Origin of the sequence: Corynebacterium axilliensis (assembly GCF_046097495.1) — a bacterium.
Classification (GTDB): Bacteria; Actinomycetota; Actinomycetes; order Mycobacteriales; family Mycobacteriaceae; genus Corynebacterium.
The window spans coordinates 1,528,066-1,540,794 of sequence record NZ_CP175768.1 but is presented as its reverse complement, the minus strand read 5'-3'; the positions used below and the strand labels follow the sequence as shown (position 1 = coordinate 1,540,794).

Here is a 12,729-nt window from a genome sequence, read left to right as displayed (position 1 = left end):
AGGGTCCTAGCGCACGGAGGCAAAGTCGGGCACATCGAAGTCTGCGATGAGCGGGACGTGGTCTGAGGTCTTGTCGCCGGCGCGCTCCACCAGGTCCACCTGGGCGCCCTGGACCAGGGCAGCGAGCGGCTCGGTGGCCAGCTGGAAGTCGATGCGCATGCCCTCGTTCTTCTGGAAGCGCAGGGACTTGTAGTCAAAGTAGGTCCAGCGCTCCTTCTCCGTGAAGCGGCGGGTGATTTCCTGCAGGCCGGCCTCCTCGAGCATCTGGAAGGCGGCGCGCTCCGGCTCCGTGACGTGGGTCTTGCCGCGGAAGGGGCGGATGTCCCACACGTCCTCGTCCCGCGGGGCGATGTTGAAATCACCGGTGAGCAGCAGCTTGGACTGCGCGTGGTCCTCCACGTAGCGGGCGAGTGCGTAGAGGAACTCCAGCTTGTAGTCGTAGTGGCGGTCGGTGATTTCGCGGCCGTTGGGGACGTAGAGCGACCAGATCTCCACCCCGCGGATGCGCGCCGACACCGCGCGGGCCTCCCGCTTCTGCTCCTTGGCGGGGTCCTTGTGGAAGCCCGGCTGGCCGGGAAAGAAGGTCTGGACCTCTTCAGCCGGGTCTTTGGAGATGATGGCCACGCCGTTCCACTGGTTCAGCCCGTGGCAGGTGACGTGGTAGCCGGCGTCCTCAAAAATCTGGCGGGGGAATTTGTCATCGGCCACCTTGGTTTCCTGCAGGCAGAGCACGTCGAGGTCGTGCTTGGCCAGCAGGTCCACCGCGCGCTGGGCGCGGGTGCGAACGGAGTTGATATTCCAGGTGGCAATGCGCATGCCGCTTAGGTTACTTGACCACGGCGGCGGGCGTAGCGGTGACGGTGTTGCTCCAGGAAGCCCAGCCCCTCAGCCAGCTGTACGCCGGTGCTATCCGACGCCTCGATTTCCAGCCACGCCTTCTCGGCACCGTGGTCCTGGCCCCAGGTGAGAAGGTGTGCGGCCAACTCCGCCTTCAGCCCCGTATCTTGCTGGTCCGCGGCCGCGGTGAGGGCGGACAGGCCCAGCCACACTGTGCCGTCGCCGGATTCGGTGAGCGTGCCCCGAGCAATCGCGGTTGTCTCGCCCGTATCCGCCAGCAGGCGCGCGAAGACGGCCGTGCCTTCGACTGGGGGCACGAGGCCCTCCGGCGTGTGACCGCCGGAGTGGTACAGGTCCAGCCAGGCGGGGTCGGGCTGCGCGTCGGCGGCGAACGCCGCGCCCGCGGGTTCGGGCAGCTGGTCCAGGGCGCGGACCATCACCAGGATTTCCGGCCCCATCTCCCAGGCACCCGGATCGGCGTCAATGAGTTTTTCGGCGGACTTGCCAATGCGCTCTGGGATGGCGAGGCAGGTGGGCAGGTGATGGCGCGCAAAGAAGGCATCGATGTCGTCGATAGGCACCGGCAGGAAGCCCGCCGAGTGGCCCAGCGGAATGGCCGAGTTGGCCTGGCTCGTGGTGCCATCGCTGGCGCGCATGAGCCACTGGCCGTCTGCGGTCCACTCCTGCTCCGCGCCCGGGGAGGCGGCCGCAGCTGCCACCTCGGCGGCCCGGATGTCGGAATTGCGCACCGTGCGCGGGGAGAGTCGCTTAATAATCTTGAGCTGTTCCGGCGGGATCTCCACGGCCTCGAGGGAGGACGGGTAGCCGCCCACCTCCTGCGGGCGGATGACCAGCGGATCGAGGCTGAGCACGTGGCCGATGACATCGCTGTGGACGTCGCCGAACTCGCGCCGGGCCACCACGCGCTCGCCCACGGAGACGGCGTCGGAGCGGAAGATGCGTGACATTTAGTCCTCGTGCCCGAAGGGATCGTCGTCTTCGCCCGGCATCCAGGTCAGTCCGGCCTCGGTCCAGCCGTTGCGCTTAATGGTCTTCTTGGCCTGGCGCTTGTAGCGGCCGGTGAGCACGTCGGTGTAGACAAAGCCGTCGAGGTGGCCGGTCTCGTGCTGCAGCATGCGCGCGAAGAAGCCGTAGCCCTCGATGGTGATGTCCTCGCCCTTCTCATTTTTGCCGGTAACGCGGGCCCAGTCGGCGCGGCCGGTGGGGAAGCCCTCGCCCGGGACGGAGAGGCAGCCCTCGTCCTCGGAGCCGTCGTCCGCCGGCATGGTCTCCGGGATCTCGGAGGTCTCCAGCACGGGGTTGATGACGCAGCCGCGGCGCATGCCGCCTTCTGGCAGTTCGGTGCCGTCCGGGCCGTCGGTGTCGGGGCAGTGGTAGACAAAGAGGCGCTTGTTCACGCCGACCTGGTTGGCGGCCAGGCCTACGCCGTGGGCCGCGTCCATGGTCTCGTGCATGTCCGCGATGAGCTCCTGGAGCTCGGGGGAGTCGATGGCTTCGGTCACCGGCTCGGTCGGATTGTGAAGGACCGGGTCGCCGTGGATCACGATGGGTCGAATAGTCATGGCCTACAGTTTAGGCATGCAGTCCCTGTCAGACCTAGACGCCGCCATTTTGGAGTTCGAGTCCCACGCCCCGCGGGAGATTGCCGCGAAGGAGGAGGCTATCCGCACCCGCCTGGACATCTCGCCGGTGCGCTATCACCAACGCCTCAACGTGCTTCTCGACGTCCCCGCGGCCCACGCCGCCTACCCCCTCCTCGTGGCGCGCCTGCGCCGGCTGCGGGACGCGCGTGAGGATGTTCGGCGCGCCGCGCGGGACAATGCACCGGAGTAGCGCCCGGGACTACTAAAGTTGCCTGTGTGACTAATGTGAATCCAGATAACTCTGACTCTACGACCCCTCGCGGCCCGCGCCACGCCGCGAAGCCCGCCGAGCCCGAGGCCGCCACGGCTACTGCTGCTGGGGCGGCTTCCGGGGCGAAGGGTGGCGCCGCTGCCTCTACAAACTCTGCCAACTCTGCAGCCCCGGCATCGTCTGCCTCCTCCGCTGGCACCGGCAAGCTGCCGCTGCGCGGTGTCGCCATGGTGCTCATCGCCGTGGCCGTGATGCTGGGCATGTGGGCTCTGTACTCGCTGACCTCGGACAAGGATGACTCTGCCGCAGGCGACGGCTCTGGTACGGGCGACGCCACCGTGTCCGCACCCGCCACCGGCGGTGTCGAGGGCGGCGAGCCGGGCAGCGCCGCCGAGCACGGCTCCCAGGACCAGGCCGGCAACGGCGCGGACGGTGCCCAGGACGGCGACAAGCCGGGCCAGGACGGTGCCGCCGGCGAGGAACAGGATGGTGACTCGGCAGACTCGACTGGGGACTCGGCCGCGGAGAACGGCGCGGCTGGCCAGGGCGGCAACGCTGCGGGCAACCGCGAGCAGGCTGACATCCCGGTCAACGTCTACAACAACTCCGCCCGCATCAACTACGCCGCCGACGAGGCCGAGCGCCTGAAGTCCGAAAACTTCAAGGTTTCTGAGGTAGGCAACCTGAGCGGTGACGTATTCACGGCGCCGCAGACCACCATCTACTTCCCGGAGGGCGACGCCGCCGCGGAGAACCTGGCCAAGGAAGTCGCTGCGCAGTACTACGGCGGCAGTGTCCCGGCCGAGGCCCTCGCGCCGTATCCGGCCGAGCTGAAGGGCGACTACACCAAGGGCGACGCCGTCGTCGTGGTCCTGGCCGTACCGCAGGCTTAAGGAATAAAATCTTATTAAGTTCATCCGTCTGACAGATACGATGGACGGGTGAACATTCCGGAAGAGAACTTCGCCTGCTCCCCCGAGCCCACGCTGGGGGTCGAGTGGGAGGTAGCCCTCGTTGACCCAGTGACCTGGGATCTGGTGCCGCGCGGCGCGGAGCTCATTGACTCCGTCCGCGCCGCCCACCCCGATATCCACCTGGAAAAGGAGTTCCTCCAGAATACCGTGGAGCTGGTCACCGGCATTTGCCGCACGGTGCCGGAGGCGATGGGGGACCTGCAGACGTCGCTAGGCGCAGTGCGTGAAGCGGCCGAGGCCATGGACGTGCGCCTCTGGGCCTCCGGCGGGCACCCTTTCACGGACTTCCGGAAGAACCCCGTCTCCGACAAGCCGGCCTACTCCGAAATCATCAACCGCACCCAGTACTGGGGGCAGCAGATGCTGCTGTGGGGCACCCACGTGCACGTAGGCATCCGCCACGAGGACCACGTGTGGCCCATCATCAACGCGCTGATGACGAAGTACCCGCACCTGTTGGCCATCTCCGCCTGCTCCCCGGCGTGGGAGGGGCTCGACACTGGCTATGCCTCCAACCGCACCATGCTGTACCAGCAGCTGCCCACAGCCGGCATGCCCTACCAGTTTGAGAACTGGGCGCAGTGGCAGTCCTACATGCGGGACCAGGCCATTTCCGGGGTCATCAACCACACCGGCTCCATGCACTTCGACATCCGCCCGGCCTCCAAGTGGGGCACGGTGGAGGTGCGCATTTCCGACGCCACCTCGAACCTCCGCGAGCTCTCCGCCATCGTGGCGCTGACCCACTGCCTCGTGGTCTATTACGACCGCCTGCTCGACGCGGGTGAAACCCTGCCCACCCTGCAGCCTTGGCATGTGGCGGAGAACAAGTGGCGCGGCGCGCGCTACGGGATGGACGCGCTGGTCATCACCTCGCGCGAGACCGATGAGCGCTGGGTCAAGGACGAGCTGGCGGACATGCTGGAGGAGCTCGCGCCGCTGTCCCAGGAGCTCGGCTGCGCCCGGGAACTGCAGTTGGTCCAGGAGATCATTGACTCCGGCGCCGGCTACGAGCGCCAGCGCCGGCTATTCCAGGACACCGGCAGCTGGCAGAAGGTGGTCAAGGCCACCGCGGACGAGATGGAGCAGCTGCGCCCACTCTAAGGTAGGCGGCCGAAACCTGCCTCTGGCAGCCTACTTCTTCGACGCCGGAACGGCCGTGCCCTGCGGGTGGCGCGGCGCGATGAATCCCCACACGGCGTAGGCCGCAATGTAGGCCACGCAGGACAGTGTCCACAGGCACGTCGCCCACGGCTGCAGGGTGGTGGTCACGTCCAAGTTGGCCGAGGACATGGTGAACCACACCGGCACGGAGACAAACGGCAGCTCCACCAGCACCAGCGCGGCCACGCCCGCCAGGCCGGCGAGCTGGGCGCCGGCTGTGCCCGACAGGCGCTTGCCCACGGCCTGGTTGGCCTCGACGAAGATCCAGATGCCGAAGGGGATGGTCCACACGAAGTGGTGGTACCAGGAGAACGGGGAGACCAGGCAGGTGCTCAGGCCGGTGATGGCCAGGGCGGCGGAGCGATTGCCGCGCAGGTACGCGGTGCGCAGCGCCAGGCAGGTCAGGGCGAAGACCACGGCCACCGCCAGGATCCACCAGAAGCCGCCGTCGATGTCCAGCTGGCGGAACATCAGGGAGCGCAGGGACTTCGCGCCCGGGTTATCGTGCTCACCCACGCGGGAGGAGTTGAACATGGCATCGGTCCAGAAGTCGAGCGCGTCCGGCACCACCAGGAAGCCGATGGCCACGGTGACAAAGAACGTGATGACAGACCCCGCGGCCGCCCACCAGCGCTTCTCAAAGAGTAGTGCTAGGCCCATGTAGGCCGGGGTGAGCTTGATGCCGGCAGCCAGGCCGATGCCCACGCCGGGCAAGCGGCGCTTGATGGGCAGCAGGTCGAAGGCGACGAGCAGCATGAGGAAGACGTTGATCTGGCCGTAGTAGAGCGAGCCGTGAATCGCCTCGTTGGCCGGGGTCAGGGCGGTCAGCAGCGCCGCGATGAGGCAGGCGGCCGGGGTCATCTTCAGCCCGCGCTCGCGGAAGATCATGATGATGATCGCCAGCAGCGCGGCGAACATGAGCGCCGGCCACAGGACCGTGAGGACGTCCTTGCTCAACAGCGGCAGCACCATGAAGAGCACGCCGGCAAACGGCGGGTAGGTGAAGGGGAAGTTGAAGATATAGGGGGCGTCGTACAGCAGGCCGCCGTCGAGAAGGTCCTGGCCCGCCATCCGGTAGATGGACAGGTCGAAGGGGAGGATGAAGGTGAAGGCGTGAGGGCCATCGTATTGGCTGAACTTGTATGCCATCACCGCAACCAGTGCGGCCAGTATGGCGAACATGGTGGTCGCGCCATACAGCTTCTTCACGGCGGATCCTCCTTGGTGCTAATCCTTCTTACGGCGCAGCGGGCGCGTAGCTGGTCTCTCGTTGCGCGACATCGACTCCGGCGTGCCGTACAGGCCCTCACGGCGCGCGATGCGGGAGGTCCTCTGGGCGGTCACCGGGCTGGTAATCATTGCAAACAGTACCAGCAGGATGAGGATGCCCAGATCGCCACGCTCAGCCGCGCTGAAATCTTGAGATCCGGTCACCTTGATGATTGCCCCCACAATGGTGAAGATGAGCCCGGTGGTCTGCGGCTTGGAGATGGCGTGCACGCGCGACATCGTGTCCTGGAACCGCACCATGCCCACGGCGGCGGTCAGGATGAGCAGGGAGCCGGCGAAGATGAGGATCAGGGAGGCAACATCAGCAATAAATTCGTAACTCATGAATCCCTCTTCCTAAAGCGCGTCACGGAGACGGTAGAGATAAAGCCCAGAAGCGCCACGACGAGCATGGCGTTGGACACCGTGGTATCCAGCGTCCAGCACATGTAGGTAGCCATCGCGCACTGCGCCATGGCTACGAAACCGTCCACGCCCACCAGGCGGTCCAGCGAGTTGGGGCCGACGACGATGCGCCACGTGGTGATGAGAAACGCTACCACCAGGATGCCGGCGGCCACGGTGAGGAAGATGTTGTAGACATCTGTATCCATCAGGAATGGCTCCTTTCGAAGATGGCGATCATGTCCGCCTCCAGCCGGCGCACGGCCGCGGTTTCCCGCTCCAGGTCGCCCTCAGAGTCGGCGGACAAAAGGTGGATGGTGAGCATGCGGTTGGCAATATCGATATCGGAAATGGTGCCGCCCGGCTGCAGGTTGTACAGGCTCACGGCCAGGGACAGGATGAACTCATTCTCCACGCGCATGGGCATCTGGATAATGGCCGTCTTCGGCACCGGCTTGGGCCGCACCGCCAGCCAGCCCACCCTGAGGGAGGCGTGAATGAGCTCCACAAACCAGCGCGAGCCGAAGGCCACCAGCCGGCCCCAACTAATGGAGATGCCCGAGACCGGCATGGCCGGCAGCGGCAGCGCGAAAACGATAAAGATGCCCACCAGCAGGCCGCCGACCAGGTTGGCCACGGTGAGCTCGCCCATGAGCAGGCACCACATGATGGTCAGCCACACGATGAACCACGGGCGGAAGCGGTGCTTTACTCCTGAAAGCTTCATCGGGACACCTCCTTTTCGGCAGTGCCCACGCTGGTGGGCAGCGGCGGGGGCGAGGACTGCGACGGCGGGGTGGAGGGTGCAGTGCTTGGCGACGCCTCCGTGGTCCCCGGCTCCGACTCCGGACCGCCGCGGTGCTCTAGCGAGTCCGCGCCGCCGTCGTAGCGGTCCTTCGGATCCAAGTGGCGAGTCGGATTGTCGGCGTTGTCACCCAACACGGCGTAGCGATAGATGGAGCCATCCTGCGCCGAGGTAGCCGCCCTGCCCGTCACCGCGGAGATGGGGCCGGCCAGGAACGTCATCGAGACGGAGGCGAGTACCAAAAGTGACGTCGAGGCCAGCATGCCGAACGGCAGGCGGCCCACGTCGGCACGCTCATCCAGCTCGACGTACTCGGTGACCTCGCCCAGAGTAGAGGGCCGGGCCATGGCCAGGTGGCCTTCCGGGGCGTCGCCGCGGTCCCGCAGGAAGCCCTTGGCCCACACCAGGATCATGACGTAGAGCGTGAGCAGGGAGGTGATGATCGCGCCGGCGATGAGAACCCACGACAGCCACGAGCCCTCGTTTGCGCCTGCCTGCAGGAGCAACACCTTGCCCAGGAAGCCGGAGAACGGCGGGATGCCGCCCAGGTTGATCGCCGGGATGAAGTACAGGATGGCGATGAGCGGCGCGCTGTAGATGAGCGATCCCAGCCGGCGCAGGGAGGAAGTACCCGCCTGGCGCTCGACCAGGCCCACGACGAGGAAGAGCGTGGTCTGCACCAGAATGTGGTGCACGGCGTAGAAGATGGCGCCCGACAGGCCCTGCGCGGTGCCCAGCGCCACGCCGAAGATCATGTAGCCGATGTGGCTGACCAGGGTAAAGGACAGCAAACGCTTGATATCGGACTGCGCAATCGCGCCCAGGATACCCACCAGCATGGTAGCCAGCGCCACCCACATGAGCAGCGTGTCCAAGCCGCCGCTGGTGAAGATGGAGGTGCGCGCGCGGATGATGGCGTACACGCCCACCTTGGTCAGCAGACCGGCGAAGACCGCGGTGACGAGGGACGGCGCGGTGGGGTAGGAGTCCGGCAGCCACGCGTCCAGAGGGAAGATGGCCGCCTTGATGCCGAAGGCGATGAGGAGGACGGAGAAGACTGCGGTGCGCGTGCCCTCCGGGACGTCCTCCATGCGGATGCCAATCTGCGCCATGTTCATGGTGCCCACCGTGGCGTAGACGTAGCCCAAGGCCAGCACGAAGATCAGAGAGGAGGCCATGGACACCATGACGTAGCCCACGCCGGCGCGCACGCGGGCCGGGGAGGCACCCAGGGTGAGCAGCACGTAGGAGGCCACGAGGAAGATCTCGAAGCCCACGTAGAGGTTGAACAGGTCGCCCGCCAGGAAGGACACGTTCACGCCCATGGTGAGCAGCATGTAAGTGGGCAGGAACACCGCCACGGGCTCGTCCTTTATGCCGTCGCGCACGCCCTGGGAGATGCCGTACCACATCACGCTGAAGAGCACGACGGAGGAGGTAAAGAGCATCACCGTGGACAGCCGATCCGCCACCAGAGTGATGCCCACCGGGGCGTCCCAGCCACCGACCTGCAGGGTCTGAATGCCGGTGGTATCCGCGATGAAGATGAGCGTGGCGTTGACCGCCGCGAGCAGCAGCAGCGAGAAGAACGCGATCTGGCGCTGGGCCGTGGCGCTGCGGGCACACAGGATGGCCAGGGCCGCCGCGATGGCCGGGATGATGATCGGCAGCGGGATGAGGTAGCTGATGTAGGGCAGCAGCGCGTCAACGACGGGCTGGATGGTCTCAGTCATCGTTGGCCTCCTTCACCGGTGCCTCGAAGAACTCGGGGCCAAACTTGTCGCCCGCCTTGGTGGCGCGGCCGGTGGACGGGTCGCTGGATGCATCGTGGTCCGGCGCCGCGGCGGCGTTACCCGGGCGCGAGGCAATGGCCGCAATGGCGGTGTCCTCGGTGTCGTCCTCAATGACGTCGGCCGAGCGGTAACGGTATTGGCGGTAGGCCAGGGTAAGGATGAATCCGGTCATGGCCATGGAGATGACGATGGCCGTGAGGATCATGGCCTGCGCCAGCGGATCGGCGATTTCCTCGCCGTAGGGCGCGGACGTGCGGCCATCGATAGGCGGCGAGCCCGCTCGGCCGCCCGCCATCAGCATGAAGAGGTTGGCGCCGTTGCCCAGCAGCAGGATGCCGAGCAGCATCTTGGTCATGGCGCGATCCAGCAGGAGGTAGACACCTGCGCCGCAGAGCGTTCCTGCGGCCAGCAGGAGCATGAGATTAGCATCCATTAGGCGTTGCTCCCTTCGGTGGAACGGGCACTGGACTGTGCAGAGTTCGTGGCATTCGCCGCTTTCTTTTCCTGGTTGCGTCGGGCCAGCGACCGGGCACGGTCGCGGGCGCGCTGCTTACGCATGTCCTCTTCCTCATCCAGCTTGGCGCCCAAGGAGGAGAGCACGCAGAGGGTGAGGCCGACGACGATGAGGTACACGCCGGCGTCGAAAATCAGCGCCGAGGGCAGCGACACATCGCCGATGAGCGGGATGGGCAGCTTGGTGTAGGCCGTAGTGAGCGGCGGGTGTCCGAAGAACATCGGCGTGACCACCGCGCCTAGGGAGAACAGTAGGCCCACGGCCATGGTGCGTCCGCCGTCGATAGGCAGCGCCTCCTCCAGCTCCGCGCGCCCACCGGCCAGGTAGCGCAGGATGAGCGCCAGGGCGGCCACGAGACCGCCGGCGAAGCCGCCGCCCGGTGCGTTGTGGCCGGAGAAGAAGAAGTACAGCGACAGCGCCATCATGGACGGGAAGAGCAGGCGGGTGCTCACGTCCACCATGAGGGAGCGGTTGAGTGCCTTCTCCGATTCCGCCCCGGCGGCCAGCCAACGACGGCCAGTGGCGCGCAAGGTGGGCCGCCGGGATTCGCGGGTAAAGGACTGGGTGCGGTAGATGAGGGAGGCAATGCCGGTGGCGGCGATGATAAGGACGGTGATTTCACCGAAGGTGTCCCACGCGCGCAGGTCCACTAGCAGCACATTGACGGTGTTAGCACCGTGGCCAATCTCCTTGGCCAGATCCGGCATGAACTGGGAGATCGGCTCCTCGCGCCGCGCGTTGACGGCGAACATGCCCACCATGGTCACCGTGAGACCCAGGCCCACGGCCAGCCAGGCGCGCAGGCGGCCCATCTTCGGGTCCTGCTTCCACTCGGTGGAGGCCGGCATGCGGCGCAATACCAGCATGAAGAGCACCATGACGATGGTCTCCACCAGCAGCTGCGTGAGCGCCAGGTCCGGGGCACCATGCAGGGCGAAGATGAAGGCCAGCCCGTAGCCGGTGGTGCCGACGAGGATGACTCCGGAGAGGCGGTTATCCAGCACCGTGGCGGTCACCGCCGCGATGATGATGACGACCGCGGCCATAGCCTGCCACGGATTGTCGGCCACAATCATGTGCACATCCGTGAGGTCGCCGCGAATGAGCATAGCCACCGGCAGCACCATGAGCGTGGCAAAAATGATGGTGAGGTTCAGCTGCAGGGAACCGCGCTGCGTGGAGGCAGTGGTGCGCAGGGACAGCTGGCGCAGGTAGTTAATGACGGCGTCGTAGGCCTTGTCCGCCGAACCCAGCGCCGGGTAGGCGAACTGAGCCTTGGCCAGTGCCTTGCGCTGCCAGTGCAGGATCACACCGGCGGCGATGATCACCGCGGAGAGCAGCAGCGCGACGGTCCAGCCGTGCCACAGCGCCAGGTGGGAGCCCTTTTCGACATCGAAGGTGTTGTCCAGGTGCTGGGTAATGCCGTGATCCAGCGGGGTGGGCTGGACACCGAAGAAGATGGTGAGCAGCGTGAGCGCCGCCGGCGGCAGCCACAGGAAGGGGGCCACCGGATGCATGGCGGCTACGGCCTCGGAAGGCTCCTCCTGGCCCTTGGAGGAGAACGCACCCCACAAAAAGCGCAGCGCATAGGCCATGGTCAGCGCGGAGCCGGCTACGACGGCCGCGAGCAGCAGGTTGCGCGGCATGCCCACCAAGAGCTCTTCATGCATGATGGCCTCGAGCGTTGACTCCTTGGACACAAACCCCAGCAACGGCGGGACGCCCGCCATCGACATCGCGGGCAGGATAGCCAGGATGTACAGGCCCGGCTTCTGCTTGCCCAGGCCCGCCAGCTTGCCGATGTCTCGGGTTCCCGCCGTATGGTCAATCGCACCGACGATCATGAACAGCGCGGCCTTGAACAGCGAGTGCGCAAAGGTCAGCGCTAGGCCCGCGTGCATGGCCTCGCGGGAGCCGATGGCAATGACGGCGGTGATAAAACCCAGCTGGGAGACCGTGCCGTAGGCCAGGATGAGCTTGAGATCGCGCTGCTTGAGCGCCATCCAGCCGCCCAGCAGCATGGTGAACGCGCCGAGCGGGACGACGACGAGGTGCCAGGTGGTGACCTCGTGCACCGAGGGAGCCAGGCGCGCGACGAGATAGATACCCGCCTTCACCATCGCGGCCGAGTGCAGGTAGGCCGAGACCGGGGTCGGGGCGGCCATGGCGCCCGGCAGCCAGAAGTGCGCCGGCGCGATCGCGGACTTGGACAGCGCACCGCACAGGATGAGCACGATGGCCACGGTGAGGTATGGGGTGTTGGCTAGGTCCTCGGCGGCGGCGATGTCAGTAAAGCACCACGCGCCGGTCTGCCGGCCGAGCAGGATGATGCCCATGAGCATGGCCAAGCCGCCCAACACGGTGACCATGAGCGCCTGCTGCGCGGCGCGCCGGGAGGACGCGCGCTCGCCGTAGTAGCTGACCAAGAGGAAGGACAGCAAGGAGGTGATTTCCCAGAAGACGTAGAGCAGCAGGAAGTTGTCCGAGATGACCAGGCCGTACATGGCGGTGGCAAAGCCCACCATCTGCGCGCCGAATAGTGCCAGACGCCGCGGCGAGTGGTCAAAGTAGCCCCAACAGTAGATGAGCACGAGCGCGCCCACGCCCAAGATGATCAGGCTGAATAGCGCTGAGAGCGCGTCCATGCGGAAGCTGATGTCCAGATGGACGGCGGGCATCCACTCGGCGTCGAAGGCTAGCTGATGGCCTTCGCGTAGCGTGCCCTCGGTCAGCTGGCGCAGCACCCAAAAGAAACCGACGGCGGGCACCATTGCGAGCAGACCAAAGGCCCGCCGGCCGAGAGAAAAGATGAGAAACGGAGCGGCGATGGTGGTAAGAACCAGGGCGCAAAAAAGGATGAGCACGGTGCTAGTAGGGGCGTCCTTTGCAAAATTGAAAACCGGCTAATCCCGCTGCACGAATGAGCAGGAAGTACTAGTGCTCACAGTACAGACAGGAAAGCCGGTTTTCACATTCTGGGTTCATACAGTTATATATGGTGCGCCTACAGACTTTCCGCAGGGCCGGATGCCGAGCACATACCGAGCAGATACCTGGCAGGTACTGGGCGGCTCCTGGGCGGATGCGGTGTGG

Annotated in this window: 13 protein-coding genes; 3 read left to right on the top strand and 10 right to left on the bottom strand. The window is 66.0% G+C overall.

The genetic code is table 11. The annotated features are described in order from the left end of the window. Positions 1 to 6 precede the first annotated feature (6 nt). Genes ACKFR8_RS07545 through ACKFR8_RS07535 form a run of 3 tightly spaced genes read right to left on the bottom strand, consistent with a single transcriptional unit; the run spans position 7 to position 2,420 of the window. Positions 7 to 816 (bottom strand): exodeoxyribonuclease III, encoded by an 810-nt coding sequence (locus ACKFR8_RS07545; protein ID WP_296133078.1) that lies wholly within the window; start codon positions 814 to 816, stop codon positions 7 to 9. Positions 817 to 821: 5 nt separating this feature from the next. Beyond that, a complete protein-coding gene (locus ACKFR8_RS07540; protein ID WP_408929649.1) occupies positions 822 to 1,805 on the bottom strand; it encodes an N-acetylglutamate synthase, CG3035 family in 984 nt (327 codons plus the stop codon). Next, positions 1,806 to 2,420: a peptide deformylase gene (locus ACKFR8_RS07535; RefSeq protein WP_296133080.1), complete on the bottom strand. Its 615-nt coding sequence runs from the start codon at positions 2,418 to 2,420 to the stop codon at positions 1,806 to 1,808. A 16-nt stretch (positions 2,421 to 2,436) separates the two neighbouring features. Between ACKFR8_RS07535 and ACKFR8_RS07530 the strand changes: the two genes are divergently transcribed. The 3 genes from ACKFR8_RS07530 to ACKFR8_RS07520 are packed head-to-tail and all read left to right on the top strand — an operon-like array spanning position 2,437 to position 4,790. Beyond that, positions 2,437 to 2,691, top strand: a complete 255-nt coding sequence (locus tag ACKFR8_RS07530) for a DUF3263 domain-containing protein (RefSeq protein WP_408929648.1) — start codon at positions 2,437 to 2,439, stop codon at positions 2,689 to 2,691. Between the two features lie 26 nt (positions 2,692 to 2,717). Continuing rightward, positions 2,718 to 3,605 carry a LytR C-terminal domain-containing protein gene (locus tag ACKFR8_RS07525; protein WP_408929647.1) on the top strand — a complete coding sequence of 296 codons (888 nt, stop codon included), beginning with the start codon at positions 2,718 to 2,720 and terminating at the stop codon, positions 3,603 to 3,605. A gap of 48 nt (positions 3,606 to 3,653) precedes the next feature. Further along, entirely contained in the window at positions 3,654 to 4,790 is a 1,137-nt protein-coding gene (locus ACKFR8_RS07520) for a glutamate--cysteine ligase (protein WP_408929646.1), read from the top strand. 30 nt (positions 4,791 to 4,820) lie between these two features. Here the strand turns inward: ACKFR8_RS07520 and ACKFR8_RS07515 are convergent, their stop codons facing one another. From ACKFR8_RS07515 to ACKFR8_RS07485, 7 genes are read right to left on the bottom strand one after another with little or no spacing between them, the layout of a single operon-like run. Then, positions 4,821 to 6,059: a glycosyltransferase 87 family protein gene (locus ACKFR8_RS07515; RefSeq protein ID WP_408929645.1), complete on the bottom strand. Its 1,239-nt coding sequence runs from the start codon at positions 6,057 to 6,059 to the stop codon at positions 4,821 to 4,823. Between the two features lie 18 nt (positions 6,060 to 6,077). Then, entirely contained in the window at positions 6,078 to 6,464 is a 387-nt protein-coding gene (locus ACKFR8_RS07510; protein ID WP_408929644.1) for a monovalent cation/H(+) antiporter subunit G, read from the bottom strand. After that, positions 6,461 to 6,733, bottom strand: coding sequence for a monovalent cation/H+ antiporter complex subunit F (locus ACKFR8_RS07505; RefSeq protein ID WP_408929643.1), 273 nt, complete (start codon positions 6,731 to 6,733; stop codon positions 6,461 to 6,463). The genes ACKFR8_RS07510 and ACKFR8_RS07505 overlap by 4 nt, the downstream gene beginning before the upstream one ends. Then, positions 6,733 to 7,251 (bottom strand): Na+/H+ antiporter subunit E, encoded by a 519-nt coding sequence (locus ACKFR8_RS07500; RefSeq protein ID WP_408929642.1) that lies wholly within the window; start codon positions 7,249 to 7,251, stop codon positions 6,733 to 6,735. Before ACKFR8_RS07500 ends, ACKFR8_RS07505 begins: the two co-directional genes overlap by 1 nt. Further along, positions 7,248 to 9,062: a Na+/H+ antiporter subunit D gene (locus ACKFR8_RS07495; RefSeq protein ID WP_408929641.1), complete on the bottom strand. Its 1,815-nt coding sequence runs from the start codon at positions 9,060 to 9,062 to the stop codon at positions 7,248 to 7,250. Before ACKFR8_RS07495 ends, ACKFR8_RS07500 begins: the two co-directional genes overlap by 4 nt. Beyond that, positions 9,055 to 9,555 (bottom strand): Na(+)/H(+) antiporter subunit C, encoded by a 501-nt coding sequence (locus tag ACKFR8_RS07490; protein WP_408929640.1) that lies wholly within the window; start codon positions 9,553 to 9,555, stop codon positions 9,055 to 9,057. The genes ACKFR8_RS07495 and ACKFR8_RS07490 overlap by 8 nt, the downstream gene beginning before the upstream one ends. Further along, positions 9,555 to 12,500, bottom strand: a complete 2,946-nt coding sequence (locus ACKFR8_RS07485; protein ID WP_408929639.1) for a Na+/H+ antiporter subunit A — start codon at positions 12,498 to 12,500, stop codon at positions 9,555 to 9,557. The genes ACKFR8_RS07490 and ACKFR8_RS07485 overlap by 1 nt, the downstream gene beginning before the upstream one ends. Between the last annotated feature and the right edge of the window lie 229 nt (positions 12,501 to 12,729).

Bases quoted from the DNA above. Each gene is read 5' to 3' on its own strand.
- ACKFR8_RS07540 (WP_408929649.1), bottom strand. From the start codon at position 1,805: ATGTCACGCATCTTCCGCTCCGACGCCGTCTCCGTGGGCGAGCGCGTG.
- ACKFR8_RS07530 (WP_408929648.1), top strand. From the start codon at position 2,437: ATGCAGTCCCTGTCAGACCTAGACGCCGCCATTTTGGAGTTCGAGTCC.
- ACKFR8_RS07505 (WP_408929643.1), bottom strand. From the start codon at position 6,733: ATGGATACAGATGTCTACAACATCTTCCTCACCGTGGCCGCCGGCATC.
- ACKFR8_RS07545 (WP_296133078.1), bottom strand. From the start codon at position 816: ATGCGCATTGCCACCTGGAATATCAACTCCGTTCGCACCCGCGCCCAG.
- ACKFR8_RS07510 (WP_408929644.1), bottom strand. From the start codon at position 6,464: ATGAGTTACGAATTTATTGCTGATGTTGCCTCCCTGATCCTCATCTTC.
- ACKFR8_RS07535 (WP_296133080.1), bottom strand. From the start codon at position 2,420: ATGACTATTCGACCCATCGTGATCCACGGCGACCCGGTCCTTCACAAT.
- ACKFR8_RS07490 (WP_408929640.1), bottom strand. From the start codon at position 9,555: ATGGATGCTAATCTCATGCTCCTGCTGGCCGCAGGAACGCTCTGCGGC.
- ACKFR8_RS07500 (WP_408929642.1), bottom strand. From the start codon at position 7,251: ATGAAGCTTTCAGGAGTAAAGCACCGCTTCCGCCCGTGGTTCATCGTG.
- ACKFR8_RS07495 (WP_408929641.1), bottom strand. From the start codon at position 9,062: ATGACTGAGACCATCCAGCCCGTCGTTGACGCGCTGCTGCCCTACATC.